General features: G+C 40.6%; 24 protein-coding genes. 21 read left to right on the top strand and 3 right to left on the bottom strand.

Features of this window, described 5'->3' with window-relative positions:
• Positions 1–23: 23 nt before the first annotated feature.
• Positions 24–1,652 (top strand): NADP-dependent glyceraldehyde-3-phosphate dehydrogenase, encoded by a 1,629-nt coding sequence (gapN, locus tag SOI76_RS16075; protein ID WP_104080345.1) that lies wholly within the window; start codon positions 24–26, stop codon positions 1,650–1,652.
• A 119-nt stretch (positions 1,653–1,771) separates the two neighbouring features.
• On the opposite strand, the gene proA is transcribed toward gapN, so the two are convergent.
• Positions 1,772–3,037, bottom strand: a complete 1,266-nt coding sequence (gene proA / locus SOI76_RS16070; RefSeq protein ID WP_031947319.1) for a glutamate-5-semialdehyde dehydrogenase — start codon at positions 3,035–3,037, stop codon at positions 1,772–1,774.
• A gap of 299 nt (positions 3,038–3,336) precedes the next feature.
• Here proA and SOI76_RS16065 point away from each other — a divergent pair, with 299 nt between their 5' ends.
• Positions 3,337–4,650 (top strand): alpha/beta fold hydrolase, encoded by a 1,314-nt coding sequence (locus SOI76_RS16065; protein ID WP_205668464.1) that lies wholly within the window; start codon positions 3,337–3,339, stop codon positions 4,648–4,650.
• A gap of 56 nt (positions 4,651–4,706) precedes the next feature.
• Here the strand turns inward: SOI76_RS16065 and SOI76_RS16060 are convergent, their stop codons facing one another.
• Positions 4,707–5,549 (bottom strand): class I SAM-dependent methyltransferase, encoded by an 843-nt coding sequence (locus tag SOI76_RS16060; RefSeq protein WP_104080346.1) that lies wholly within the window; start codon positions 5,547–5,549, stop codon positions 4,707–4,709.
• A gap of 325 nt (positions 5,550–5,874) precedes the next feature.
• The gene (nagZ, locus tag SOI76_RS16055) at positions 5,875–6,894 is read right to left on the bottom strand and encodes a beta-N-acetylhexosaminidase (RefSeq protein ID WP_104080347.1); all 1,020 of its coding nucleotides are present in this window, start codon (positions 6,892–6,894) and stop codon (positions 5,875–5,877) included.
• A gap of 193 nt (positions 6,895–7,087) precedes the next feature.
• On the opposite strand from nagZ, the gene prc reads away from it, so the two are divergent.
• The 19 genes from prc to vraA all read left to right on the top strand — a co-directional run bounded on the left by prc (position 7,088) and on the right by vraA (position 25,310).
• Positions 7,088–9,271, top strand: a complete 2,184-nt coding sequence (gene prc / locus SOI76_RS16050) for a carboxy terminal-processing peptidase (protein ID WP_104080348.1) — start codon at positions 7,088–7,090, stop codon at positions 9,269–9,271.
• A gap of 138 nt (positions 9,272–9,409) precedes the next feature.
• Positions 9,410–10,696 (top strand): glycosyltransferase family 4 protein, encoded by a 1,287-nt coding sequence (locus tag SOI76_RS16045; protein ID WP_104080349.1) that lies wholly within the window; start codon positions 9,410–9,412, stop codon positions 10,694–10,696.
• Between the two features lie 24 nt (positions 10,697–10,720).
• Positions 10,721–11,272, top strand: coding sequence for a phosphatase PAP2 family protein (locus SOI76_RS16040; protein WP_032054389.1), 552 nt, complete (start codon positions 10,721–10,723; stop codon positions 11,270–11,272).
• 99 nt (positions 11,273–11,371) lie between these two features.
• Entirely contained in the window at positions 11,372–11,572 is a 201-nt protein-coding gene (gene iscX / locus SOI76_RS16035; protein ID WP_004698764.1) for a Fe-S cluster assembly protein IscX, read from the top strand.
• 113 nt (positions 11,573–11,685) lie between these two features.
• Positions 11,686–12,117 carry a nucleoside-diphosphate kinase gene (gene ndk, locus SOI76_RS16030; protein WP_003654870.1) on the top strand — a complete coding sequence of 144 codons (432 nt, stop codon included), beginning with the start codon at positions 11,686–11,688 and terminating at the stop codon, positions 12,115–12,117.
• Between the two features lie 123 nt (positions 12,118–12,240).
• On the top strand, positions 12,241–13,476 hold the full coding sequence (gene rlmN, locus SOI76_RS16025; protein WP_104080350.1) for a 23S rRNA (adenine(2503)-C(2))-methyltransferase RlmN: 1,236 nt from the start codon (positions 12,241–12,243) through the stop codon (positions 13,474–13,476).
• A gap of 14 nt (positions 13,477–13,490) precedes the next feature.
• Positions 13,491–14,291, top strand: coding sequence for a type IV pilus biogenesis/stability protein PilW (gene pilW / locus SOI76_RS16020; protein WP_205668465.1), 801 nt, complete (start codon positions 13,491–13,493; stop codon positions 14,289–14,291).
• Positions 14,282–15,073, top strand: coding sequence for a helix-turn-helix domain-containing protein (locus SOI76_RS16015; protein WP_016142242.1), 792 nt, complete (start codon positions 14,282–14,284; stop codon positions 15,071–15,073). Before pilW ends, SOI76_RS16015 begins: the two co-directional genes overlap by 10 nt.
• Before the next feature lie 21 nt (positions 15,074–15,094).
• Positions 15,095–16,210 (top strand): flavodoxin-dependent (E)-4-hydroxy-3-methylbut-2-enyl-diphosphate synthase, encoded by a 1,116-nt coding sequence (gene ispG, locus SOI76_RS16010; protein WP_004698760.1) that lies wholly within the window; start codon positions 15,095–15,097, stop codon positions 16,208–16,210.
• A complete protein-coding gene (gene hisS, locus SOI76_RS16005) occupies positions 16,207–17,499 on the top strand; it encodes a histidine--tRNA ligase (protein WP_104080352.1) in 1,293 nt (430 codons plus the stop codon). The genes ispG and hisS overlap by 4 nt, the downstream gene beginning before the upstream one ends.
• Before the next feature lie 28 nt (positions 17,500–17,527).
• Positions 17,528–18,226 carry a YfgM family protein gene (locus SOI76_RS16000; RefSeq protein WP_104080353.1) on the top strand — a complete coding sequence of 233 codons (699 nt, stop codon included), beginning with the start codon at positions 17,528–17,530 and terminating at the stop codon, positions 18,224–18,226.
• A complete protein-coding gene (bamB, locus tag SOI76_RS15995) occupies positions 18,226–19,371 on the top strand; it encodes an outer membrane protein assembly factor BamB (RefSeq protein ID WP_104080354.1) in 1,146 nt (381 codons plus the stop codon). The genes SOI76_RS16000 and bamB overlap by 1 nt, the downstream gene beginning before the upstream one ends.
• 189 nt (positions 19,372–19,560) lie before the next feature.
• Positions 19,561–20,970: a ribosome biogenesis GTPase Der gene (der, locus tag SOI76_RS15990; protein WP_104080355.1), complete on the top strand. Its 1,410-nt coding sequence runs from the start codon at positions 19,561–19,563 to the stop codon at positions 20,968–20,970.
• 196 nt (positions 20,971–21,166) lie between these two features.
• Complete coding sequence (locus SOI76_RS15985) at positions 21,167–21,781, top strand: beta-ketoacyl synthase chain length factor (RefSeq protein ID WP_104080356.1); 615 nt, start codon at positions 21,167–21,169, stop codon at positions 21,779–21,781.
• Complete coding sequence (locus SOI76_RS15980; RefSeq protein ID WP_104080357.1) at positions 21,766–22,569, top strand: lysophospholipid acyltransferase family protein; 804 nt, start codon at positions 21,766–21,768, stop codon at positions 22,567–22,569. The genes SOI76_RS15985 and SOI76_RS15980 overlap by 16 nt, the downstream gene beginning before the upstream one ends.
• A gap of 1 nt (position 22,570) precedes the next feature.
• The gene (locus tag SOI76_RS15975; protein ID WP_104075001.1) at positions 22,571–22,831 is read left to right on the top strand and encodes a phosphopantetheine-binding protein; all 261 of its coding nucleotides are present in this window, start codon (positions 22,571–22,573) and stop codon (positions 22,829–22,831) included.
• A 5-nt stretch (positions 22,832–22,836) separates the two neighbouring features.
• Positions 22,837–23,091 carry an acyl carrier protein gene (locus tag SOI76_RS15970; protein ID WP_001987856.1) on the top strand — a complete coding sequence of 85 codons (255 nt, stop codon included), beginning with the start codon at positions 22,837–22,839 and terminating at the stop codon, positions 23,089–23,091.
• Entirely contained in the window at positions 23,088–23,642 is a 555-nt protein-coding gene (locus SOI76_RS15965; RefSeq protein ID WP_032054397.1) for a septation protein IspZ, read from the top strand. The genes SOI76_RS15970 and SOI76_RS15965 overlap by 4 nt, the downstream gene beginning before the upstream one ends.
• 9 nt (positions 23,643–23,651) lie before the next feature.
• Positions 23,652–25,310: an AMP-binding protein gene (gene vraA, locus SOI76_RS15960; protein ID WP_104080358.1), complete on the top strand. Its 1,659-nt coding sequence runs from the start codon at positions 23,652–23,654 to the stop codon at positions 25,308–25,310.
• The last annotated feature ends 2 nt before the right edge of the window (positions 25,311–25,312 follow it).

Raw genomic sequence — 25,312 nt, 5'->3', positions numbered from 1 at the left:
CGAATAATAAGGTATTAAGAAGAATGAATCAGTTAAATAATCTACAGCTTAAATTCCCAGTAGTGGACAGTATTCCTGAAAGTGTGCGTCTGCCCTCCCAAATTCATCAGCGTGTCTCACTCGTGGATGGTGAGTTGAAGCTATGGGCTGGTGCAACCAAGAAAACATTATCTCCAATCTGGATTCAGCAGCCTGACGGTAGCCTAGAGCAAGTTGAACTTGGTAGTTATCCGGTCATGGGCGAAAAAGAAAGCGATGAAGCACTAGAGGCAGCGGTAAGGGCTTACAACAATGGTCGTGGCGAATGGCCCATGATGAAGGTTAGTGAGCGCATTGCCTGTATGCAAAAATTTATTCAGCGCATGGTGGAACAGCGAGATCTAATTATTAAGCTGATCATGTGGGAAATTGGCAAAAGCTTGGCGGATTCAGAGAAAGAATTTGACCGTACGATTACCTACATGCGTCAAACGATTGACGCTCTGAAAGATTTAGATAATGCCAACTCCCGCTTTGTCATGGCTGAAGGTACGATTGGTCAAATTCGTCGTACTCCACTAGGTGTCGTGTTGTGTATGGGACCATACAACTACCCGCTGAACGAAACCTTTGCGACTCTGATCCCAGCCATGCTGATGGGGAATACGATCATCTTCAAACCACCTCAATTTGGGACATTGTTGTTTGAACCGTTACTAGAAGCGTTCCGTGATTCATTTCCAAAAGGTGTGATCAATACCATTTATGCACCAGGTTCTCTAGTAGTACCCCATCTACTGGCATCTGGGCAAATTAATGTACTGGCACTGATTGGTTCTAGTAAAGTAGCTGATCACTTGAAGAAGCAACATCCTAAATCTCATCGTCTGCGTGCGATTTTGGGGCTGGATGCGAAGAATGCCGCTATTATTCTGCCAGATGCCGACTTGGATCTAACAGTGAAAGAGTGTCTGCTGGGTGCATTGTCGTTTAATGGTCAGCGTTGTACCGCACTCAAAATGTTGATGGTACATCGTTCAATAGTAGATGAATTTGTTAACCGCTTAACGGCTGAGCTGGGCAAACTTAAAGTGGGGATGCCTTGGGAAAAAGGTGTGTTTATTACTCCGTTACCAGGTATGCACCGTACAGCCTACATGACTGAAGTCATTGAAGATGCTGTGGCTAAAGGGGCAAAAGTAGTTAATCCGGAAGGCGGTGAATTCTGCAAAACGATGTTCTATCCAGCCGTAGTTTATCCAGTGACTGAAGGTATGAGACTGTATCGTGAAGAACAGTTCGGTCCAGTGATACCAGTCTCTGTTTACGATGACATTGAAACTGTACTGGAATATGTCACTACTTCTGATCATGGTCAGCAGGTGAGTATTTTTGGTAGTGACCCTGAGCAAATTGGTCATTTAGTTGATCCGCTGGTCCATCAGGTCTGTCGTGTAAATATCAACTGTCAATGTCAGCGCGGCCCTGATGTATTCCCGTTCGGTGGTCGTAAAGATTCTGCGGAAGGTACACTGTCTGTGCATGATGCTCTGCGAGCATTCTCAATCCGTTCAATGATTGCTGCTAAACAGACAGATGACAGTAAGGGCATGTTGGCCTCTATGGTGTCTGAGCACTATTCTAAATTTGTGAATACGGACTTTATTTTCTAATAAATATATGAATAAAAAAACCAGCCTGCGGGCTGGTTTTTTTATAGTGACTTATAACTTGAATAATAAAAAAACGCCTGAAATTGATCAGGTGTTTTTATTTGAACTCATAGATTTAATTATTGGCGAATTTGTCCGTCACCTAACACAATCCATTTTTGAGAAGTTAAGCCTTCTAAGCCAACAGGACCGCGGGCATGGATTTTATCGGTGGAGATACCAATTTCAGCGCCTAAGCCATATTCGAAACCATCAGCAAAACGAGTTGATGCATTAATTACGACTGAGCTTGAATCTACACGAGCCAAGAACTGACGAGCTAAAGTGTAGTTTTCAGTCACAATTGCATCAGTGTGATGTGAACCATATTTGTTGATATGGTCAATTGCTTCATCAATCCCGCTCACCACTTTAACTGCAAGAATTGGCCCTAAATATTCGGTGTACCAATCTTCTTCTGTTGCAGGTTTTACAGAGGCACCCAAAATACGGCGTGTTTCTGGACAGCCACGTAACTCAACTTGTTTTTCAGCATAAAGTTCAGCAATGTGCGGTAAGAAAACGTCGGCAATTTTTTCATCAACGAGCAAAGTTTCCATCGCATTACAAACGCCATAACGATGTGTTTTGGCATTTAAAGTAATTGGTAATGCTTTTTGCAAGTCTGCCTGTGCTTCAACAAATACATGGCAGTTACCATCAAGATGTTTAATGACAGGAATACGAGCTTCATTGGTTACGCGCTCAATTAAGCTTTTACCACCACGTGGAACAATAACATCAACATATTCAGCCATGGTAATAAGATGACCAACAGCTGCACGGTCAGTGGTTTCAATGACTTGCACGGAATGTTCAGGTAAACCAGCAACTTTTAAGCCATGCTTAATAGCTTCAGCGATTGCTTTATTTGACTCTAATGCTTCTGAACCACCACGTAAAATAATGGCATTACCAGATTTAATCGCTAAAGATGCCGCTTCAAGGGTAACGTTTGGACGTGATTCGTAAATCATACCAACGACACCTAAAGGCACACGCATTTTTCCAATTTGAATGCCTGTGGGGCGGTATGCAAGATCAGTAATTTCCCCAATAGGATCGACAAGTGCAATCACGTCTTTTAAACCTTGCAACATGCCTTTAATACGTGCAGGTGTAAGCTCAAGACGATCAAGCAGGGCGCTGTCGAGCTGGTTGCTACGACCTTTATCCATGTCGATTTGATTCGCTGCCAAAATAGCTGCCTGATTATTTTCTAAAGCAGTATAAATAGCAGAGAGCGCATGATTTTTTAGTGAGGTAGAAGCACTTGTGAGGACACGAGAAGCCTCGCGTGCTTGTTGCCCAACTTTTTGCATATATTGTTCAATTGAATCTTGCATAGCATTTTTTAATCATTTACCAATGACTACGATAGTAGCAGCCAAATGCGGAACAATGAATGGCTTTTTTTCAAAAATGTGACCGCTATAAAAAAACATTTAAATATTTTGCAAACTATTAGCGGCTTAAACAGGATGAGCGGTCAATTCAGCGATTGCGTATATTTCAGACAATTGTTTAGAATGTTATTGTGCAATACAAACAAATACAAATTTTAAAGATTTGTGCATAAAAGATTACGTGTTCAAGAAGGAACTCTTGCAGCATAAAAAAATTACAGCAAGGAGGAAGCAAGGATATGAATTCCATTATTCAAATGGATTCGGAGATCAACCAAGCTTATGCCGGTTTTGGCTTTTTCGATATCTACCATAGAGATAGTTTTAAACAACCTGCTCGTACAACATGGATCGACGGCTGGAAAATTGAATATATGGCAATTGCCGATCCAAAAACGATTCACAATACGCCAATTGTGATTGTGGGCGGTGCTTTCCAGAATTTTAATTCTTATAAATATTGTGTTGAACAATTGTTTGAAAGCGGTCCGGTCATTTTAATCGATTTACCTTCGATGGGCGCAAATCAGCAAATTACCAATCGAGATACAGGAATATCTGCGGGTACTTTAGAACTGCCTGATTTATCTGAAATGTTAGGACGTTGGTTAGATATCGTTGGAATACAAAAAGTTTCTGTCATGGGAATGTCCTTGGGGTCAGTCATTGCCTCTTGTTTTGCTCATCACCGCCCAGATTTGATGGATCGTATGATCTTAATGGGTGTTATGCAAAAGACTCGTAAAAGTTGGCGAATGATTTTGGAAGAGTCACTCAAACTCATGCAAGAAAACCGAATGGAAGAGTTTGGGCAAGCGGTAATTTTATATTTGGTGAATCATGCCAAATTAGATAAAACACGTATGTCACCAACCGCTAAAAAATTATTTTTTAGACAAATGGCCGAATTTACGGGTACTGAGCGAGAACGTTATGAAATTAACTGTAATCGTCTTTTGCGTTTAACAGATGTACCTATTCCAGAGTGCAAAACATTGGTTGCAGCAGGGCAATACGACAGTTTTACTTTGCCTCATGAAAATGCGAACTTTGCGTTGCAATGTCCTGATATGGAATTCGCACTTATTGCAAACGCTGATCATGTACCGCAGCTCCAGCGTCGTAAAGAAACTATGAGTTTGTTCACTTCATTCTTGAAGGGTGAATCTATCCAAAATTTGGATGGCATTATTCCTATGACACGTGAACAAATGCAAAACATGGAACGCCGTGGTGAAGAGCGAGTTCGGGTCTTGCAACCGAATACTCAACTGAGCCACCGTGAATGTAAAACAGAAGTGCCAGTGACGATTGTTGACGTGACTTTCTTTGGGATGTATTTAAAAATGGATGATGTTTCACAGCTTGATTTTGTGAATGATCATCCACGTGATTTAGCCCTGCATTTAGAAGATGAAGAAGGCCCTTTCTCGATTGAATGTTTAATATTTGAAGCTACTGAACACGGAATCCGTGCTTTATTTAAACATGGTAGTTTTGAGCTTGCTGATCGGTTAAGCCGTTTTATTGCCCGTCAAAAACAAGCAGCTTAATAATATAGTTATAGATGGAAGCTCGTTTATATCGAGCTTCCATTTTTTTATATTTATTATTTTATTTGAGAATGAATAATCCAGACTAAATCGCCTAAATGCTCTTCATGGTTATCTTGAGAAACTTGCCCAAAGAATATTTGTGGCTGTTCAATAGTAACCTGCTCAAATTCTGTATCTTTAAAAAAGTCTTTAACTTCTTGTGGACTTTTGAAATGAAAACTAAATGAACTGCGAGACATGAGTTTAAGTAACTTACTACTATTCCAGATAATACTAGCAAGCTTGTTTTTAACTGGTTCAGGGTAGAGGTCAGTTAAATAATGAAAATTTTTAAAAGACGAACCATAGTGCGCAATTGATTGAATCAGCTGTTTTAATAAACCTTTATCAAAATAGTTAATTAAGCCTTCACTGATTACAACTAGTGGGCGGTTTGGGTCAAATACTTCAAATGCTTGTGCAAAAGCTTCTGTAAATAAATCAACTGATAAAATTTCGGGCGCATTTTTTTCAATTTGTTGTAATGCATTTTGTTTGGTTTGTGCCATGTCGGGTAAATCAAGCTCCCGATAGGTAATAGAAGGGTAACGTTGTCTAAACCACCAGCCACGTGGAGACAGGCCACATGCTATTTCTAGAACTTGTAAATCAGGATTTTCTTGAATGAGTTGTTCTAAATGATGATCAAGCATAGTATGGCGTTGTTTGAGCGTGGTACGCATGCTACCGCCCACATATTTCTCAGCCCAAGATTCTATAGGATGAACCAAATACGCTAGTGATTTGCCTTTGGTTGTCGCAAGTGCTTCATGAGAAATCCCCATTTGATACCAGATATAACCCGTATAGTGGGCTGTAAAAGAGATATGGCGGTGTTTTGAAAGTTGCTGTGTCATTCGTCCTGAACTCGGTTTATTGTTTTTGTGTGTTCTTCATTATTAATAACAATGAAGAGGTTCTAATGCATTGATGGTGAATGAACCTGCATGACGGAGTCCTGTCAATTAGGTTGGCATTCTGGGATGAACTTTCAGTTGGAGTTACTTTTCTTTCGGGAAAAGTAACCAAAACCATTGTCATACGCAAAACCTGTTCACTTTCTGCATCTATCAAATATATTGAAGTAATCAATATCCTTCAGCAGATGAGCAGGTTGCGTATGACTTAACCGCGTATCAGATAGTGAATAGGTTTTTGTAGCCAATTAAAATTTTTACTAACTTAAATCGAATTTTTAAACTCTTCAATGGCTGTTTTGACAGCTTGCCACTCGTCGCCAAGCGATAAGGTTTCACCAATCTGAATTTGTGGAATTTGACCACGCATACGTTCAAGGCGTTCTTGATTTGGTAGTTCTAAGTTCGTAATACCTTCAAGTGCTGTACATGCTGCACTACGGTCATTACATACAAGCCCCATGTCGCAACCAGCTGATAGAGCTGCTTGAATACGTGCATCTGCGCCACCTGCTACACATGCAGCTTGCATGCTTAAGTCATCAGAGAAAAGCACGCCATTAAACTTTAGGCGATTACGGAGAACTTCTTGAATCCAGAAAGGTGAAAAACCTGCTGGATTTGGATCAACTTGATCATAAATCACATGTGCAGGCATGAGCGCATCTAGCTGAGGCATAAGCTTAATGAAGCTCTGCATATCATGGTTGTAAATTTCGTCATAGCTACGACTGTCGATTGCGGCCGCAACATGCGAGTCAGCTTTTACTGAACCGTGACCCGGGAAGTGCTTGCCTGTATTTGCCATGCCGGCTTTTTTCATACCTTGCATAAATGCGCCAGCAAGTGGGGCAATATCATCAATATTTTTAGAGAAGCCACGGTCGCCAATCACATCACTAATTGCATTAAGATCTAAAACTGGTGCAAAACTAAAATCGATGCCGACAGCAAGCACTTCGGTTGCCATGAGCCAACCGCATTGCTCAGCCAGCTCAAGTGCTTTTTGAGGTTGAGTTAAATATAACTCCCCAAAACGACCCATGGCTGGTAATAGGGTAAAACCTGATCTTAGGCGCTGAACTCGACCACCTTCTTGATCGACAGCAATCAAAATATCTGGACGAATTTGACGCATATGGTCGGTTAAAGCACGCACTTGTTGTGGAGATTCAATATTTCGTGCAAATAAAATCATGCCACCGACTTGCGGAGCGCGTAATAGTTCAATATCTTCTTGAGTAAGTTCTGTGCCGGCAATGTCCAGCATCAATGCGCCAATCATATTGGTTCCATTTGAATTTTGATTGAAAAAACAATAAGCGAATTTTGCAATGTTTTGCTACATTTTGTCAGTACAGAATATGATAAAACTACACGGTATAAACAATTTAGTTGGTTAAGATTTTGAATCTGCTTAGTTCATATCGAAAACAGAGCGTGTAAGATAGGAACACCCAAGGAAGTATTAAAAATTTATGAAACTTCAAACTATAGCTTGTGCAGTAGCGATCGCGACTGGCGGTTTATTCTTCTCTCATACGATGAATGAAGCGAGAGCAGCAACCAATACTGCTGTGGTTTCTCAATCAATCCAGCCAACGCAAGAACAAGCTTTGGTAGCTCGCCAGCTGGCAACTTTAGTTGATCGCCAACATTATTTAAATATGCGTCTGGATGCGACGACATCAAATCGTATTCTTGATATGTATTTAGATAGTCTTGATCCAGATCACTCACTATTTTTAGACGCTGAAGTTCAAAATTATAAAAAACTCTATGGTTCAAATTTTGGTGCTTCATTAAAAGCGGGGAATTTGACTGGACCGTTTGCAATTCATCAGCAATATCGTGAACGTTTAAAACAGTTTTATGAGTTCATGTTAGCTGAGTTAAAACAACAGCAAAATTTAAAGCAGCCTAATAGCTATATTGAAGTTGATCGTGAAAAAGCACCGTATTTTAAAACGACTGCTGAGCAACAAAATCATTGGCGCAAAATGTTGGTTTCACAGTTAATCAACTTAACCATTAGCCGTGAAGAAGAGCAGGCGAAACAAAAAGCGCTTAAAGAGAATCCTTCACTTGCTGATGGTCAAGACTTAACTGGCCCAGAGGATTTAACGCCAGCTCAAACGTTAACTAAACGTTATACGCGTCAGCTTGAAAGAATTAGTCGTGTGAAAAGCGATGACGTTTTGGACAAAACATTAAATGCAATGTTGGCGACTTATGATCCACATAGTAACTATTACCCGCCAATTGATGCGATCGAACTTAATCGCCAAACCACTTTGCAACTCGAAGGTATTGGTGTGTCGATTCGTCCAGAACGTGGCAACGAAGATTACACCAAGATTGAAACCATTGTAGAAGGTGGTCCTGCAAGTAAGTCTGGCCAAGTGAAATCAGGAGATCGAATCATTGGTGTCGCCCAAGAAGGCGAGAAAATGGTTGATGTAATTGGTTGGACAAGTTCTGAAATTGTTGGGCTTATTCGTGGTAAACGCGGAACAAAAGTCACATTAAAACTTCTTGGTGCTGGTGCATCAATGAGTCAGGCACGTAATGTGACCCTAGTACGTGATGTGATTCAAGAAGAAGATGCTGGTGTTCGTTCACGCACAGTTGAAGTGACACGTGATGGTAAAAAGCATGTGTTGGGTGTAATTGAAATTCCTTCATTCTATTTTGACTATCGTTCACGTCGTGCGGGTCAACAATACCGTTCAGTTTCTGAAGATACTGCAAATGCTTTCGAAGCACTAAAAGCGAAGAAAGTAGAAGGTATTATTATTGACTTACGTAATGACCCAGGTGGCTCATTAGAAGAAGTTGCACGTATGTTGGGGCAGGTGATTAAGTCTGGTCCGGTTGTACAAATTCGTGATGGCAATGGCAACGTAAGCGTGTTTGAAGATAACGATGGCGGTCAGCAAATTTATACAGGTCCACTCGCGGTATTGGTGAACTTGGCGTCGGCTTCAGCAAGTGAGATTTACTCTGCTGCAATTCAAGATTATGAGCGCGGTATTATTATTGGTAGTACAACGACTGGTAAGGGTACAGCTCAGGTACAACTTGATACTCTTGCATATGGTCAAGCGACTTTAACTCAGCGTAAGTTCTATCGTATTACGGGTGGTAGTACACAAAATAAAGGTGTAGTGCCAGATATTAAACTCGTCGATATCTATAACGAAGAGTTTGGTGAGCGTAAATCGAAGAATGCGTTGAAGTGGGACACAATTCCTACTGCACCATTTAAGCGAGAAGGTTCTGTTCAACCTTATGTGACAAAGTTGTCTCAATTCTCTGAACAACGTGTTGGCAATGACGCTCAGTTTAAATATCTAAATAAGCGTACTGCGATTGCTAAGGTAACGAGTGATCAGAAACAAGTGGTACTTGATATTGATAAGCGCCGTGCTGAATTACTTGGTTTAGAGAAACAAACTTTAGATGCAGAGAATGAACGCCGTGCTGCAACGGGTCAAAAGCCTTTTGCAAACTGGGAAAGCTATCAAGCTTCATTGGATGCTTTAGCTGAATCTCGCGCCAAAATGAAAGCATCACAACGTCCTGCATTACCAGAAGAAGAAACTTTTGTGACTGAAGCTGCTAATGTACTCATGGATTATGCAAAATTGCAAAATCGCTAAGAGTTACTAGGATTTAAGAAAAAAGCATGCTGTTATCAGTGTGCTTTTTTTATTTTTCATGTCAGTAAACTGTCATGCATTTATCATCAAATTGTCAAAAAAACTGCTTAATCTTTAAGCATGAAAATAAATACATTGATGGATGGCGCTATGCAAAGCTCATACGCGACAGCACTATTAAAACAACAGCAACTTCCTGAAAGCTTCCAATTCTTTTTTAAACAAAAGCAACTATCTAATACGCATTCACTGCATGATTTAGTGCGTCCACGTTTAAAAATTGCAATTGTTACCGAAACTTGGCCACCTGAAATCAATGGTGTGGCACTTTCATTATTGCAATTATGCCAAGGTTTACAGAAACAGGGGCATAAGATTTTACTGATTCGTCCAGAACAAAAAGCAAAATGCCATGACTTTACGCCAGAGCAAGAATGTCTGGTGATGTCGCAGGCGATTCCAAAATATCCGACTTTACAGTTTGGTTGGCCACAATATTTAAAAGTATCGAAAGCTTTTGAAAAGTTTGTACCTGATGTCGTTCATATTGTGACTGAAGGACCGTTAGGCTTAACTGCTATGCAAGCCGCTAAGGCAAAGGCTATTCCGATTTCGAGTGGTTTTCATTCACCATTCCAAGATTTTAGTCGATTCTTCGATTTGGCTTTTTTAGTCAAGCCAATTCAAAAATATCTGTGCTGGTTTCATAATAATACGCAAGTAACGTGTGTGCCGAGTAAAGATACTCAAGAAGCATTACGCGGTTTTGGTATTACTTGTCCACTGGTTGTGGTTGGGCGCGGCGTAGATACAATAAGATTTTCACCTAAGCATCGCTCTGAAAATTTGCGAAAACAATGGGATGCTGATGAGAATACTCGCGTTATGCTTTATGTGGGGCGTTTGTCTCCCGAAAAAGAAGTACAAGTTCTCATTGAAAGTTATGCGAACCTGCAAACCATTCAGCCACATAAAACTAAATTAGTAATTGTAGGAGATGGCCCAGATTTTGCTCGTTTAAAGTCACTACCTGAAGCGAAGGGTGTTATCTTTACCGGAAGTCTGAGAGGTCAAGATTTGGCAGCCGCCTATGCGAGTGCAGATGTATTCGTTTTTGCCAGCCAAGTTGAAACGTTTGGTAACGTAGTTTTAGAGGCGATGGCAAGCGGTTTACCAGTTATCGCGTATGATTATGCATGTGCACATCAATATTTAGCCCATGGTGTGAATGGCTGGTTAAGCCCACTTGGACAAATAAACCACTTTATACAACAAATTTATCAGCTTCCTTCAGTACAACAACTTAGAGAAATGGGCGTACAAGCCTGTCATAAAGTACAGCAAAGCGGTTGGCAACTTCCGGTTCAGCAATTGGAGCAGGCATTTTATCAGGTAGTGAAGGAGCCCTCGTTGGACTTCACCTAAGTATCCTAAGATAGGAGAATGACCATGAAATTTAAGAATGCAAAAATAAAAATACTCGATTTAGATTTGAGAGGCTGTTTATATCTGAACAATTTCTCTCACTCACAGCGTGTTGCCCTTTTTTTCAAAATTATCAGTCGTGTTGGTGATGGTCCGTTTTGGTATCTAATGCTGGCAATCGTGTGGGGCATGCAAGGCATCACCTATAGTCTTCAAATCATCTACTTGTTATTAGGTGGTTCGGTCGGAACAGCAATCTATAAATTTTTAAAACATAAAACAACGCGACCGCGTCCTTATCAGGTGCATCAGGTGATTGTGCTCGGTGAAAGACCACTTGATCACTTTAGCTTCCCATCGGGTCATACGCTTCATGCGGTCATGGTGACGATTGTGTTGGGTTATATCCAGCCAGTTCTACTTGCAGCAATGTTCCCATTTATGGTGCTTGTCGCTTTGTCTCGGATGGTACTGGGCCTTCATTATCCAAGTGATGTAATCGTAGGTGCCCTAATTGGTGCAGCAGTCGCTGCGATGATTATTTTTGTAGCGCCATTATTGAACATCGCTTTATAAGCATCGGTAATTTTTATCAGCTTAAGCTATCGATTAGGTTTGTGGATTTGCTAAAGTACACAGTTCGTGATTTAGCAGATTAAACAGATAGGAGCCGCTATGGGCTTACGTTGGACAGATACGATTGATATTGCCATTGAATTGTCAGAAGCACATCCAGAAGTTGATCCGCAATGGATTCGTTTTACCGATTTACATGCATGGGTGTGCGCATTACCAGACTTCAGTGATGACCCAAATAAATCGACGGAAGGATTGCTAGAAGGCATTCAGATGGCCTGGATAGACGAAGTTCGCTAAAAACAGTAGAAAAAATCGCAACTTTTACACATTCAAAGCTGATTATTGCCTATGACATCGGTATAATGCGGCAAATTTTTTAAAGTTTAAATCTTAAAATAAAGGAGCCACTCATGGCTATTGAACGTACTTTGTCTATCGTAAAACCTGATGCAGTGTCTAAAAACCACATCGGTGATATTTTTGCTCGTTTTGAAAAAGCGGGTTTAAAAATTGTTGCGACTAAAATGAAACACCTTTCTCAAGCTGATGCTGAAGGTTTCTATGCTGAGCATAAAGAACGTGGTTTCTTTGGTGACTTAGTTGCATTCATGACTTCTGGTCCAGTTGTAGTATCTGTTCTTGAAGGCGAAAATGCAGTTCTTGCACACCGTGAAATCTTAGGCGCTACAAACCCTAAAGAAGCTGCTCCTGGTACGATTCGTGCTGACTTTGCTGTAAGCATCGACGAAAACGCTGCTCACGGTTCTGACTCAGTTGCTTCTGCAGAGCGTGAAATTGCTTACTTCTTTGCTGACAACGAGATCTGCCCACGCACTCGTTAATCGAAAGCATTCAAACCAGATAAGTGGTATACTACTTATCTGGTTTTTTTATTCTCTTAAGAGAATATTGTTTGATTCTTGAACAATATCTTCAGTTTTTTGACATGGTTTAGGTAAATACACATGAGTTCTGCAGTGGTCGTTTCATCTGAAAATCTTGATGGACAGCAGCAATCTTCGTCCACGCCGGTAATCCCTGCTGCCGAGAATAAAGTGAATTTACTCGGCATGTCTCGTCCTGAGTTAGAAAAATTCTTTGAAGATATCGGTGAGAAGAAGTTTCGTGCCGGACAGGTCATGAAATGGATACATCAATACTTTGTTACTGACTTTGCTGAAATGACCAATATTTCAGGCAAACTACGTGCGAAGCTTGAACAGATTTGTGAAATTAAAGCCCCTGAAGTGGTTCACCGTCATTATTCAAAAGATGGTACACGTAAGTGGGTGTTTCGCGTAGGTGAGGGTGCAGGTTCTTTAGTTGAAACTGTATTAATTCCTGCCGAAGATAAAACTGGGTTACGTAAAACGCTTTGTATTTCCTCTCAAGTGGGCTGCGCATTAGACTGCTCATTTTGTTCAACAGGTAAACAAGGTTTCCAACGTGATTTAACGCCAGATGAAATTATTGGGCAACTCTGGATGGCAAACTATTCTTATATGGAAGAAGTGCCTGTTGCCGAGCGCGAACGTTCAGTGACCAATGTTGTGATGATGGGCATGGGTGAGCCATTGCTCAACTATGATGCTGTATTAAGCTCAATGCAGATTATGCTTGATGACTTTGCTTATGGCATGTCAAAACGTCGTGTGACTTTATCGACATCAGGTGTTGTACCAAAAATTGATCAGCTTGCAAAAGACATTGATGTTGCTCTGGCGATTTCCTTGCATGCGCCCAATGATGAATTACGTAATGAGCTTGTGCCAATTAATAAAAAATATCCATTGGTTCAGTTAATTGCAGCATGTCAGCGCTATATTGCCAAAGATGGTAATGAAAGTACGCGTAAACATGTGACCATCGAATATGTGATGTTAGAGGGCGTAAATGATCAGCCTGAACATGCACAGCAAATGATTAAATTATTAAAAAATTTACCAAGTAAAATTAACTTGATCCCATTTAACCCATTCCCGCATGCGCCATATGGTCGCTCAAGCCGAAATCGTATTATCTCGTTCCAAAAAACTTTGTCTGATGCGGGATTTGTGTGTACGATTCGTCAAACACGTGGTGATGATATTGATGCTGCATGTGGACAGCTAGTGGGTCAGGTGGCTGATAGAACCCGCCGTGCTGAACAGTGGCAGAAAAAAGTAACACAGCGTCAAGAGATTTTGCGTACACAAGGATAAATTGAGGGCAGGCTTTGAGTATTCCAAAGTTGAAAACGGTCTTATGTATGGGGATTGCAGTTGCATTTCTGGCAAGTGGTTGCCAGACAACGCATACGCAAAAAAAAGACCCAGAAAAAGCAGTAAAAGTTCGTACACAACTTGCTGCTGAACATATCCGTTCTGGTGACTTGGACTCAGCAAAGCGAGCTCTTGATCAAGCTTTAAGTGTGGATAGCCGCGATGCAACGGCAAACATGATGATGGGGATTTTGCTACAGCAAGAAGGTAGCAAAACCAACTTAGAAAAAGCAGAACATTATTTTAAACGAGCAATTTCGTCTGAACCGGATAATGCTCAAGCACATAATAATTATGGTACTTATTTATACCAAATGGAGCGTTATAATGAGGCGATTGAGCAATTCCGTATTGCTGGAGCAACATTAGGTTATAACCAACGCTATCAGGCATTAGAAAATCTGGGGCGTATTTATTTAAAATTGGGTGATGTTGTGAATGCTGAAAAAACATTCAAACAAGCACTCCTTGCTAACCGCGACTCTTATATTTCAATGTTAGAGTTAGCGGAAATTTTTTATTTGCAGCAGCAGATTCCGGCTGCTACACAAATGTATGAGCAATATGTTCATACAGTGGGGCAGAAAAATCAGGGTGCAAGAGCACTTTGGATTGGTGTAAGAGTGGCTCGAGCCAATGCGGATAAAATGGGAACGCAAGCGTTAGTAAACCAATTACGTGCCTTGTTCCCGGAAAGTCCAGAATATCAACGTTATTTGCAATTACAGTATAGTACTGAGGCCGTATGGAAATAAATCCTAATTCACAGCAGCCAACTGGCTCAAGCTTACCGACTTCTGCTTTAGGAAATATTCAACGTCCTGGTGAGTATTTACGTCAAATTCGAGTTGCTCAGAATAAAGAGTTAGGGCAAGTTTCTTCAGATTTAAATATGCCGGTTAAGACTCTGACCGCTTTAGAGCAAGATGATTATAAGTCATTGCCAGAAGCGACTTTTATTAAGGGTTATTACCGTTCATATGCGAAGTATTTAAATACAGATGCGACGGCGATTATTCAGCGCTTCGATGAGATTTATGCAAATGATACGGGCCTTTTACCAAATCATGCTTTAAATAACTCGCCAATTAAAATCATGGGCAAACTCCCAGGTTCTAATAGCGATCGTAATAAGAAATGGTTAAAGCGTGCTCTGCTTGCTGTTGTAATTCTTGCTGTTGTGTCATTGCTTGTTATGGGTATTCAAAAATGGACTTCAAAGAAAGACGATGCAGATTTACCTAAAGTAAATCAATCGAATGTTGAAGTTTTACCTATGCAGGGAAGTACCACCTCAACAGTGGGTGACCAATTGGTGTTAAACTTTAACCGACCAACTTCTGTTCATATTGTTGATGCAACAGGTAAAGTTTTGGCGACAGGTCGTCAGTCATCAACTTTAAGCTTAAATGGTGAGTCTCCATTCCAGATTCGTCTTGATGATGCAACAGCTGTGTCATTAAGTTTAAACCAAGAACAGATTTCATTGTCTCCATATACGGTAAACGGTAAAGCTGAATTCCGTTTATCCCGCTAATACCATGAGTTGAGCGATACAATGATAGAGAACCCAATTAAACGTCGACCAACACGTAAAATTCGTGTTGGGTCGGTGTATGTCGGTGGCGATGCACCTATTAGTGTGCAAAGTATGACAAACACTGAAACCTGCGATGTTGATGCAACCGTGGCTCAAATTGAGCGTTGTGTTGATGCAGGTGCTGATATTATGCGTGTTTCGGTCCCATCTATGGAGGCTGCTGAAGCATTTGGTGCAATTCGCAAGCGCGTTTCCGTACCTTTGGTTGCAGATATTCACTTTGACCATAGAATTGCCTTAGCTGTTGCAGATTATGGTGCAGACTGTTTACGTATTAACCCTGGTAATATCGGCTCAGATCAGAAAGTACGTGAAGTCGTTGCTGCGGCGCGTCATCATGGCATTTCTATGCGTATTGGGGTCAATGCGGGTTCACTAGAAAAAGATTTACAAAAGAAATATGGCGAGCCTACTGGGCAAGCACTCCTTGAATCAGCTTTACGTCATATTGATATTTTAGATCGTCTTGATTTCCATGAGTTTAAAGTTAGTGTAAAGGCCTCAAATGTGTTTTTAACCATGGATGCTTACCGCTTGCTTTCTCAGCAAATTGATAATCCATTACATTTAGGCGTAACTGAAGCTGGTATTTACCGTACAGGTACGGTGAAATCAGCGATTGCCCTTGGTGGATTGTTGATGGAAGGTATTGGCGATACGATGCGTATTTCGCTTGCTGCCGAACCGGAAGATGAAATCAAGATTGGTTTTGATATTTTAAAATCACTTGGGCTTCGTTCTAACGGAATTAACTTTATTGCTTGCCCGAGTTGTTCACGCCAAGAATTTAACGTTATTCAGGTGATGCAAGCGTTGGAAGAACGTTTAGAAGATATTCGTACTCCAATGGATGTGTCGGTAATTGGCTGTAAGGTAAACGGTCCGGGTGAAGCAAAAGAAGCTGATATCGGGGTTGTTGGGGCTGCGCCTCGTTCATTGGTTTATCGCAATGGTGAAAAAAGCCATCTAATCGATACCGATCAATTGGTTGATGAAATCGAAACAATGGTTCGTCAACGTGTCCAAGAGCTTGAAGAAGCTAAATCTAAAGAAATTATTCGTAGTTCATCATGAGTTCAATCGTCGCAATCAAAGGTTTTAATGACATCTTGCCAACGCAAACAGTAGCGTGGAGACGTCTCGAGCAACATTTAGCATCTTTAATGGATGCTTATGGATATCAACAAATTCGTTTGCCGATCGTTGAACAAACGGGTTTGTTTAAACGTGCTATTGGTGATGCTACCGATATTGTTGAAAAAGAAATGTATACCTTTTTCGATAAAGGCAATCCACCAGAGTCATTAACCTTACGTCCGGAAGGTACGGCAGGCTGTGTTCGTGCCTTGGTTGAACATAATTTGTTGCGCGGTGCTACGCCACGCGTGTGGTATATGGGACCTATGTTCCGTTATGAAAAACCACAAAAAGGACGTTATCGTCAGTTCCACCAGTTTGGCGTGGAAACTTTCGGTGTTGCAACTCCTGATATTGATGCTGAATTGATTATGTTGTCTGCTCGTTTATGGAAACGTATGGGCGTTGCAGATAAAGTTCAGCTTGAATTAAATACTTTGGGCGAAACTGATGAGCGTACAGAGTACCGTAATGCATTGGTTGCGTTTTTAAACGAACATAAAGATGCGTTGGATGAAGACTCACAGCGTCGCTTAACAACAAATCCATTACGTATTTTAGATTCTAAAATTGAATCTACCCAGAAAATTTTAGAAAATGCGCCAAAATTACATGACTTCTTAAAAGAAGAGAGTTTGGATCATTTTAAGCAGTTACAAGATTATTTGACTGCTGCGGGTATCCAATTTGTCATTAATCAAAAATTGGTGCGTGGTCTAGATTATTACAATAAGACTGTTTTTGAATGGACAACTACTGCTTTAGGTTCGCAAGGTACTGTATGTGCTGGCGGGCGCTACGATGGTTTAGTTGGTCAGCTAAAAGGTAAGCCAGATCAATCTGTACCTGCTGTTGGTTTTGCGATGGGCATGGAGCGTTTATTGCTTCTACTTGAGCAAGTTGAACAGGCTCAAGTTATTCGTGATTGCGAAGTTTTCTTGGTTGCAGAACCTGCTTATCAAACCAAGGCTTTGATTTTAGCGGAACAATTGCGTGACCAGTTAGAAGCTGCAAATAGCAGTATTCGAATCAAAACAGGTTCACAAGGCAGCATGAAGAGTCAGATGAAAAAAGCTGATCAGGCCGGGGCTGTTTACGCCATGATTTTGGGTGAGCGTGAATGGGAAGCGCAGCAGCTTGCTATCAAAGAGTTAGCAACAGCTGAGCAGTCTCAAGTTGCGCTGGCTGAGCTTGTACCATTCTTAATCGAAAAATTTACAAAATAAACTGAAACATCTGGAAAAGGACAATCACATGAGTGTAAGTGATGAAGAACAATTCGACAGCTTAAAGTCGTTCGCAAAAAAATATGGTTCTGCCATGATTAGCGGGATTCTCATTGCATTGATTGCCTTTTTTGGGTGGGAATATTGGCAAAAAAGAAATCTTGCAAGCAGCCAAGTAGAAACTGCAAAAGTACAGCAGTTAATGGATGAGGCAAATGCGAGTGCTGATAATCCTAATGCTTTAACTTCGGTAACTGCATCGGCAGATAAGATCGTAAAAGATGATATCGATTCTGTTCAGGCGATACAGACTCAGTTTGTATTAGCAAAATTAGCCTATGAAAAACAGGACTATGCAGCTGCTGAAAAAGCGTTGAAGAAAGTTGAAAATTCAAAAGTCAAAGATGAAGGTTTGATTCAGGTTGTAAAATTGCGTTTAGCAGATGCACAATTGGCGCAAAACAAATATGATGAAGCACTAAAAACCTTGTCTGGCAACGTCGATCCTGCGTTTAAAGCAACAGTAGAAGAGTTACGTGGTGATATCTTTGTTGCCAAGAAAGATATTGATTCTGCTAAAAAAGCGTATCAGGCGGCATGGGATTCGTTACTGGAACGTAAACAAGAACGACAAATTTTACAAATTAAACTCGAAAGTGTTGGCGTTTTAGTTGAAGATCCACAGATTGAGCGCCCAATTTTGGAAACACAGGTGGAAGAGTCTTAATGAATCAGAAATTCAAACTGCCTTTGGCAATTGCAATCGCATCAGCTGTACTGGTGGGATGTTCTAGCAACAAAGTAAAAGAAGCAAAACCAAATCCACTACCGAAATTGACTGAGTCGAAAAAGACTCTAGTACCCGTGTTTTCGCGCAGTGTTTCTTCTACTGATAAGGCAGATCCGTTACGTTTGCAGCTTGATGCAAGTGAGGGCGTGGTCTTTACGCTTGACCCAAAAGGTGAAGTCGCTGCATATCGTGGCAAGCAACGCCTTTGGGAGAAAAAAGTCAGCAAATTAGGCTTAAGCTCTGGTGTTGAAGCTGCTGAAGGAATTGTTGTTGTTGGTAATAGTAAAGGTCAACTTTTTGCTTTAGATCAGGCAACAGGTGAACAAAAGTGGACTGCACAGTTATCTGGTGCACTATTAAGTCCTTCTTTAGTTCAGTCTGGACGTGTTATTACCATTGCGAATGATGGTACTGTATTTGCGCATGATGCTGCTTCAGGCCAACAGGTTTGGGCTTATAAATTACCAAATGTCCAATTTAGTTTACGTGGACAGGCGTCACCGGTGAGTCTTGACCCGCGTACCGTATTAATCGCATCTGCGAATGCGTATGTTTATGCAATTGATACGATTAGTGGTATTCCACGTTTCCAACGTCGTGTTGCGGTAAGTGAAGGTCGTTCTGATATTCAACGTTTGATTGATATCGATGGCGATCCTACTGTTGCTGGACAGTTTATGGTAACTACTAGTTTCCAAGGGCAAGTGACTGTAACTGATCTAGCTTCGCAACGTGTAGTTTGGAGTGAAGACTCAAGCAGCACCAAGCGTCCAGAAGTTTATGACAATAAAGTATTTGTTTCTTCTGCGGATGGCAAGTTAACTGCTTATGATTTAACGACAGGTGAACAAGTTTGGCAAAATGATAGTTTATTAAACCGTCATTTAAGTAACCCTGTTGTGTTGGGATCGGACCTTATTGTTGGTGATTTAGATGGCGTATTACATCTGGTTGATCCTGCAACAGGTAAGTTGATTGGTCGTTCAAAAACAAGTGGTGAGGTCAATACATTACGTGTTATTGAGAACCAACTTTACGTTTCGACCAGAAAAGGCGATTTAAGTATTTGGCAGAATCGTTAATTTCGTTTGCTTGTGCTAAAATAGCCGCTTAACAAATTACGCTGTTAAAAAAATATCGGGGTGTTTGAATTAAATCAGTTCAAAGCCCCGTCTTTTATTATGGTCATATCTGACCTTAAAATATATCTCCTGTATTGTTTCTAATGCTCATGCCATGAGATATGGCTGGTCTTGAATTAAGGTTATTGTATGAAACCCGTTATTGCGCTCATTGGTCGTCCGAATGTCGGAAAATCAACGTTATTTAACCAGATTACCAAGAGTCGTGATGCACTTGTAGCCGACTTCGCGGGTCTGACTCGTGACCGTAAATATGGTGATGCGACTTATCAAAATAAGTCTTTCATTGTTGTTGATACTGGTGGTATCGGTGAGGGCGAAGGCGGTATTGATAACTACATGGCCGAGCAGTCAAAAACAGCGATCAATGAAGCAGATATTATTATTTTTGTGGTTGATGCTCGTGCTGGATTGTTAGCTTCTGATGAGCAAATTGCTCGTGAACTACGTACTTTAGGCAAGAAAATTTATCTTGTTGCGAACAAGGTAGATGGTGTTCATGCTGAAGCAGCTTTAGTTGAGTTCTATAAACTTGGTATGGGTGAACCATTACAAGTTGCCGCTAGCCATGGTCGTGGCGTACAGCAAATGCTGGAAGATGTACTTGCGGAAGTTCCAGAAGATGAAAACCCTGAAGAACATGACAAAGATACTGGCTTACGTTTAGCAATTATTGGTCGTCCTAACGTTGGTAAGTCAACACTGGTCAACCGTTTGCTTGGTGAAGACCGTGTAGTGGCATTTGACCAACCAGGTACAACGCGTGACTCGATTTACATTCCTTTTGAGCGTGAAGGCCGTAAATACACCTTAATTGATACAGCAGGTGTGCGTCGTAAAGGTAAGGTTGATGAAATGATTGAGAAGTTCTCAATTGTTAAAACTTTGCAAGCAATGAAAGATGCACATGTTGTCGTAGTTGTAGTCGATGCGCGTGAAGGTATTGTTGAGCAAGACTTGCATTTAATTGGCTATGCGCTTGAAGCTGGTCGTGCCATGGTTATTGCCATCAATAAATGGGATAATATGTCTGAATATGACCGCAAGCAATGTAAGCTTGATGTTGAACGCCGTTTTGACTTTATTCCATGGGCAAAAATCCATTTAATTTCTGCTTTACATGGAACTGGGGTAGGTGATTTATATCCTTCTATCCACCGTGCTTATGAGTCTGCGAACTTAAAAGTATCACCAGCTAAATTGACTCAAATTTTGAGTGACGCGACAGAAGCTCATCAACCGCCAATGATTAGCGGTCGTCGTATTAAAATGCGTTATGCACATATGGGTGGACAGAACCCACCGACTATCGTCATCCATGGTAATAAAGTTGATAAGACACCTGCCGATTATCGCCGTTATTTAGAAAACGTGTTCCGTAAAGTGTATAAACTTGAAGGTACACCAGTTCGTATTGACTTTAAAACTTCTGAAAACCCGTTTGAAGGTCGTAAGAGTCAGGTTGATGAACGTACTGCTGCACGTCGCCGTCGTTATATTCAGAAATTTAAGAAAGCAGAGAAAAAATTTAACCGTTAAGTTTTTTACTGTTCAAAAACCCAAAGTTTTCTTTGGGTTTTTTTTGCAAATAAATGAGCTACTCCGAAGAGTTATGAAAAAGTGTGAGTGATAAACGTAATTTTTTGTAAATTTTATAACGAATGCTATAATCAGCATCTTTATAAAATAATTTATATTTCGACAGAATAACGCGGCTTAGGGTTCATTTTTTAGCATGGTAACATTACATCTTGCTCAGCTTATATTTACACATGCTCAGCCCTCCTATACGGCGCTCGACTGCATCCCAGCTATGCAGCGTAGACGTTTATCACCATTGGCTAAACTTGCTTTAAATAGTGCGATCGGCGCATTAGAAGGTAATAAGGCCGATTATATTGTTTGGGTATCAAAATATGGTGATGAGGCCAAAACATTAAATATCTTGCAAGATGTTTTAAATGATCAAACCCCATCGCCAACACAATTTTCAACGTCTGTTCATAATGCAATTTCTGGCCTCTATTCAATTTTATGTCAGGATGATACTCCCTCTACCAGCTTAAGCTGTTCATGGACTGAAGGTTTGATTGAGGCTTATGCACTTTTAAAGTCAATGCCTGAGAGTAAGCGGGTCTTAGTCGTCGCTTATGATGAGCCATTACCTAATATTTATGCTGAGGCAATTAATTTTCCTGCCTATGCGATGGCTGCTGTCGTTACTCTAGAGCAACCTAATTTACAAATTACTGCGTGGACGCATAGAGATGAAGCAGATGCTCCTGCTTTTGCTCATTTTTGGCAGGATGCTGACCAGTTAACATCTGCATTTGGGTGGAACAAATGCTAAATCTTAAAAATCTCAAGCAAAAAAGTAATTATTGCTGGCGTGTGGCTGCTACTGGCTTTAGTTTTGCCAGTTTTGGGCTGGGTGGTATGGCAATTGCTTCAGTGATTGCCCCCGTACTCAATGCAACCACTTCTGATCCGCAAAAGCGACAGCAACGTGCGCAAAATGTGATTAAACATAGTTTTAAAGGCTTTACCGACATGATGGTCAAACTCGGCATCATGACTTATTCGGTAGAGGGGCTGGAAAAACTACAAAATAGTCGCCAAGAGCTGGTGATTGCCAATCATCCGACTTTGATTGATGTTGTAGTACTAATTGGTATGATGCAGCAGGCTAATTGTGTCGTGAAGCAGTCTCTTTGGTCGAACCCATTTACCAAAGGACCCGTACAAAGCGCAGGTTATATTTTAAATGCAGGTTCTCAGCAGTTTGTTGAAGACTGTGTAAAGCGTCTAAAAGAAAATAATGCGGCTTCTCTTTTAATTTTTCCGGAAGGAACGCGCACTGAAAAAGGGATGGCCCTAAACGAGTTTCAGCGAGGCGCAGCCAATATTGCCATTCGTGCAAATGTACCAATTCGCCCAGTAATTATTACTTGTACACCATCAACTTTAACCAAAAATGAAAAATGGTACCACGTACCATCTCAACCATTTCATATCGAGGTCAAGGTATTAGATGCTGTGCAAGTATCAGATCTGTTAGATGATTTAACAGTAGGACCTAAACAAGTTCGTCAGTTAAGTCGTAGTTTTTATAAAATTTTTGAAGAAGAGTTATCTTGAAATGAGCAATCTTGCTGATGAACTAAAGCAAATGATTATTGATGTTCTAGCACTAGAAGATATTACTATTGCCGATATTGATACAGAAGCTCCATTATTTGGAGAAGGTCTAGGATTGGACTCGATTGATGCACTTGAGTTGGGACTGGCTTTGAAAAAGCGTTACAACATTCATTTAAATGCAGAATCGGATGAAACCAAACAGTATTTTAAGTCAATCCAGAGCTTGGTTGCTTTAGTTGAAGCACAACAGAAGTCATAAGGAGCGTGATGATGTTATCTCAAGAGCAAGTACTAACTAAACTCCGCGAATGGATGGAAGATTTGTTTGAAATTGAACCAGAGACTGTTCAACTCGATTCGAACCTTTATTCTGATCTTGATGTAGACAGTATTGATGCGGTCGATTTAGTTGTAAAAATTAAAGAGTTAACAGGCAAGCAAGTAAAGCCTGAAGACTTTAAAAATGTGAGAACCGTACTTGATGTGGTGACGGTTATTCAGAACATGACTGCTGAATGAAGTTTATTCTTAAAGGGATAATGACGGCACTTTTTGTGCTGTATCCCTTTATTGTGGGCTGGAGTTTGACTCACGGCCAATTTGTCTGGGTGAGTGCTTTACTCATCGGGTTAGGTGTGATCAGACTTTTTAGCAAAGGCAACTCGTTATTATGGCCATTAACGGGTTTTGCCATCGTTTGCGGTAGCCTGAGTTTATTGTCACATGACCATGCTTGGCTAAAGCTATATCCAGTGGGTATGAGTTTAGGTGCATTAATTATTTTTGCGCTGACACTGATTAAGCCGCCGTCTATGATTGAGCGCTTTGCCCGACTTGTTGAACCTGATTTACCTGCTTCTGGCGTACAGTGGACCAGACAGGTCACCAAAGTTTGGTGTGTTTTCTTTTTTTGTAATGCACTGATTGCTTTAAGCACAGTGTTTTTTACCTCAACTCAGGTTTGGGTCATTTATAATGGCTTTATTTCTTATGTGCTGATGGGCATTTTGTTCCTTGGTGAATTTATTTTGCGTAAACGACATCAGCGTTTACATTCTTCAAATCATTAATTAAAAACTATGTATTGCCATTTTCAGAAATTCATCGATTCAGCTCAGCCACTTTGTATAGACGGTACTCTAAACTCGACCAGTTTTAATCAATTTTGGCAAGATGTGGCATTACAAGCTGCTGCAATTGCTCAAATGGAAAATCTAACTTGGGCTTTATGGGAAGCAGATAGTTATGAATTTCTGGTTTTATTCTTTGCTGCCTTGTTAGCGAAAAAGCAAATACTTTTGCCACCCAGTCGAGTGCGTGAATTAGAACAGGATTTTGCCGCACAACAGATTTATTTTTTAAAGCGTCAAGAAATTGGAGAAGTTGTTCCTTTATCTTTAACCTTAGATGATACTTTTTTAGAGCAGGCTCAACTCTATTTTTATACGTCGGGTTCAACTGGGGAACCTAAAAAAATTCCAAGAACACTTAGACAATTACTTAACGAAGTCCAAGGGTTGAGTCAGAGTTTTAGTTTTGATGAACATGCAACTGCGATTGCAACAGTTAGTCATCAACATATTTATGGATTACTGTTTAAATTATTACTACCACTTGCTACAGGTCGAAGTTTTTATAATCCTCAAATGGCATTCCCTGAAGATGTGGTACAAGCCCAAAAACAATTAGAAACAATGGGGTTAAGCAATTATTTGATCTCAAGTCCTGCTTTATTAAAACGTTGGACAACCGATGTTGTTTTACAACACTGCCAGATGGTGTTTAGTTCCGGGGGCAAACTAGAAAGTGGTGTTCGCCCTTTACTAAATCGTCCGATTATTGAAGTTTTGGGAAGTTCGGAAACTGGTGGTATTGCCCATCGTGCTAAAGATGAAGATGCTTGGACTGCATTTAGTAATGTGGCTATTCGTATTGAAGACCAACAGCTTATGGTCAAGAGTAATCATGCCTATCAGGATGATTGGATTACCACAGGTGATGGTGCGGCATGGACAGATGCAACATGTCAGACCTTTAAGCTGATGGGGCGTACAGATCGAATTGTAAAACTTGAAGAAAAGCGTTTAAGCCTAGATGCGATCGAGCAAAGCATTCAAGCTTTAGATGTCGTAAAGCAATGTCATGTATTGGTACTTGAACATGAGCAACGTCAAATATTGGGTTGTATTGTTGTTCTGAAAGAACAAGCTCGTGAGCAATTACAACAGCAAGGTAAGTCCGCTTTTGTCAGCCATTTAAAACAACAATTAAAAGACAGCTTGGAAACGATCGCAATTCCACGTCAGTGGCGTTTCCTCAGTCAGCTACCACAAAATACTCAGTCCAAACTCAATAAAAACTATTTGAAAACTCTATTTAAGCCTATGTTACAACCCGTGGTGCTGTCACAGTCTCAAAATTCAGATGACTACATTTGGGAGTTGGAATTTCCACCCGAGTTAGCTTGTTTTAAAGGGCATTTCCCAACACAACCGATTTATCCTGGGGTTGGGCAAATAGGTTTTTTACAACATTTTGCTAAATCAATTTGGTCTGATTTGAGCTGGTGTCAGGGGTATGAGCAGTTAAAATTTCAAAACCTGATTCGTCCGTATGCCGTGGTACAACTCAAGCTTGCTCGAAAAGAGCATAAAGTGAGTTTTGAACTACGTAATTCAGAACAGATTCTGGCTTCAGGGCGACTATTATTTGCCTTGCAAACAGAAGTAGAGGATTAAAA

The sequence above is a fragment of the Acinetobacter pittii genome (assembly GCF_034064985.1).
GTDB classification, from domain to species: domain Bacteria; phylum Pseudomonadota; class Gammaproteobacteria; order Pseudomonadales; family Moraxellaceae; genus Acinetobacter; species Acinetobacter pittii_H.
This window is presented reverse-complemented; position numbering and strand designations above follow the sequence as displayed.

Excerpts from the sequence above, each read along its gene's own strand:
- gapN (WP_104080345.1), top strand. The coding sequence starts at position 24 with ATGAATCAGTTAAATAATCTACAGCTTAAATTCCCAGTAGTGGACAGT.
- proA (WP_031947319.1), bottom strand. The coding sequence starts at position 3,037 with ATGCAAGATTCAATTGAACAATATATGCAAAAAGTTGGGCAACAAGCA.
- SOI76_RS16065 (WP_205668464.1), top strand. The coding sequence starts at position 3,337 with ATGAATTCCATTATTCAAATGGATTCGGAGATCAACCAAGCTTATGCC.
- SOI76_RS16060 (WP_104080346.1), bottom strand. The coding sequence starts at position 5,549 with ATGACACAGCAACTTTCAAAACACCGCCATATCTCTTTTACAGCCCAC.
- nagZ (WP_104080347.1), bottom strand. The coding sequence starts at position 6,894 with ATGATTGGCGCATTGATGCTGGACATTGCCGGCACAGAACTTACTCAA.
- prc (WP_104080348.1), top strand. The coding sequence starts at position 7,088 with ATGAAACTTCAAACTATAGCTTGTGCAGTAGCGATCGCGACTGGCGGT.
- SOI76_RS16045 (WP_104080349.1), top strand. The coding sequence starts at position 9,410 with ATGGATGGCGCTATGCAAAGCTCATACGCGACAGCACTATTAAAACAA.
- SOI76_RS16040 (WP_032054389.1), top strand. The coding sequence starts at position 10,721 with ATGAAATTTAAGAATGCAAAAATAAAAATACTCGATTTAGATTTGAGA.
- iscX (WP_004698764.1), top strand. The coding sequence starts at position 11,372 with ATGGGCTTACGTTGGACAGATACGATTGATATTGCCATTGAATTGTCA.
- ndk (WP_003654870.1), top strand. The coding sequence starts at position 11,686 with ATGGCTATTGAACGTACTTTGTCTATCGTAAAACCTGATGCAGTGTCT.
- rlmN (WP_104080350.1), top strand. The coding sequence starts at position 12,241 with ATGAGTTCTGCAGTGGTCGTTTCATCTGAAAATCTTGATGGACAGCAG.
- SOI76_RS16015 (WP_016142242.1), top strand. The coding sequence starts at position 14,282 with ATGGAAATAAATCCTAATTCACAGCAGCCAACTGGCTCAAGCTTACCG.
- ispG (WP_004698760.1), top strand. The coding sequence starts at position 15,095 with ATGATAGAGAACCCAATTAAACGTCGACCAACACGTAAAATTCGTGTT.
- hisS (WP_104080352.1), top strand. The coding sequence starts at position 16,207 with ATGAGTTCAATCGTCGCAATCAAAGGTTTTAATGACATCTTGCCAACG.
- SOI76_RS16000 (WP_104080353.1), top strand. The coding sequence starts at position 17,528 with ATGAGTGTAAGTGATGAAGAACAATTCGACAGCTTAAAGTCGTTCGCA.
- bamB (WP_104080354.1), top strand. The coding sequence starts at position 18,226 with ATGAATCAGAAATTCAAACTGCCTTTGGCAATTGCAATCGCATCAGCT.
- der (WP_104080355.1), top strand. The coding sequence starts at position 19,561 with ATGAAACCCGTTATTGCGCTCATTGGTCGTCCGAATGTCGGAAAATCA.
- SOI76_RS15985 (WP_104080356.1), top strand. The coding sequence starts at position 21,167 with ATGGTAACATTACATCTTGCTCAGCTTATATTTACACATGCTCAGCCC.
- SOI76_RS15975 (WP_104075001.1), top strand. The coding sequence starts at position 22,571 with ATGAGCAATCTTGCTGATGAACTAAAGCAAATGATTATTGATGTTCTA.
- SOI76_RS15965 (WP_032054397.1), top strand. The coding sequence starts at position 23,088 with ATGAAGTTTATTCTTAAAGGGATAATGACGGCACTTTTTGTGCTGTAT.
- vraA (WP_104080358.1), top strand. The coding sequence starts at position 23,652 with ATGTATTGCCATTTTCAGAAATTCATCGATTCAGCTCAGCCACTTTGT.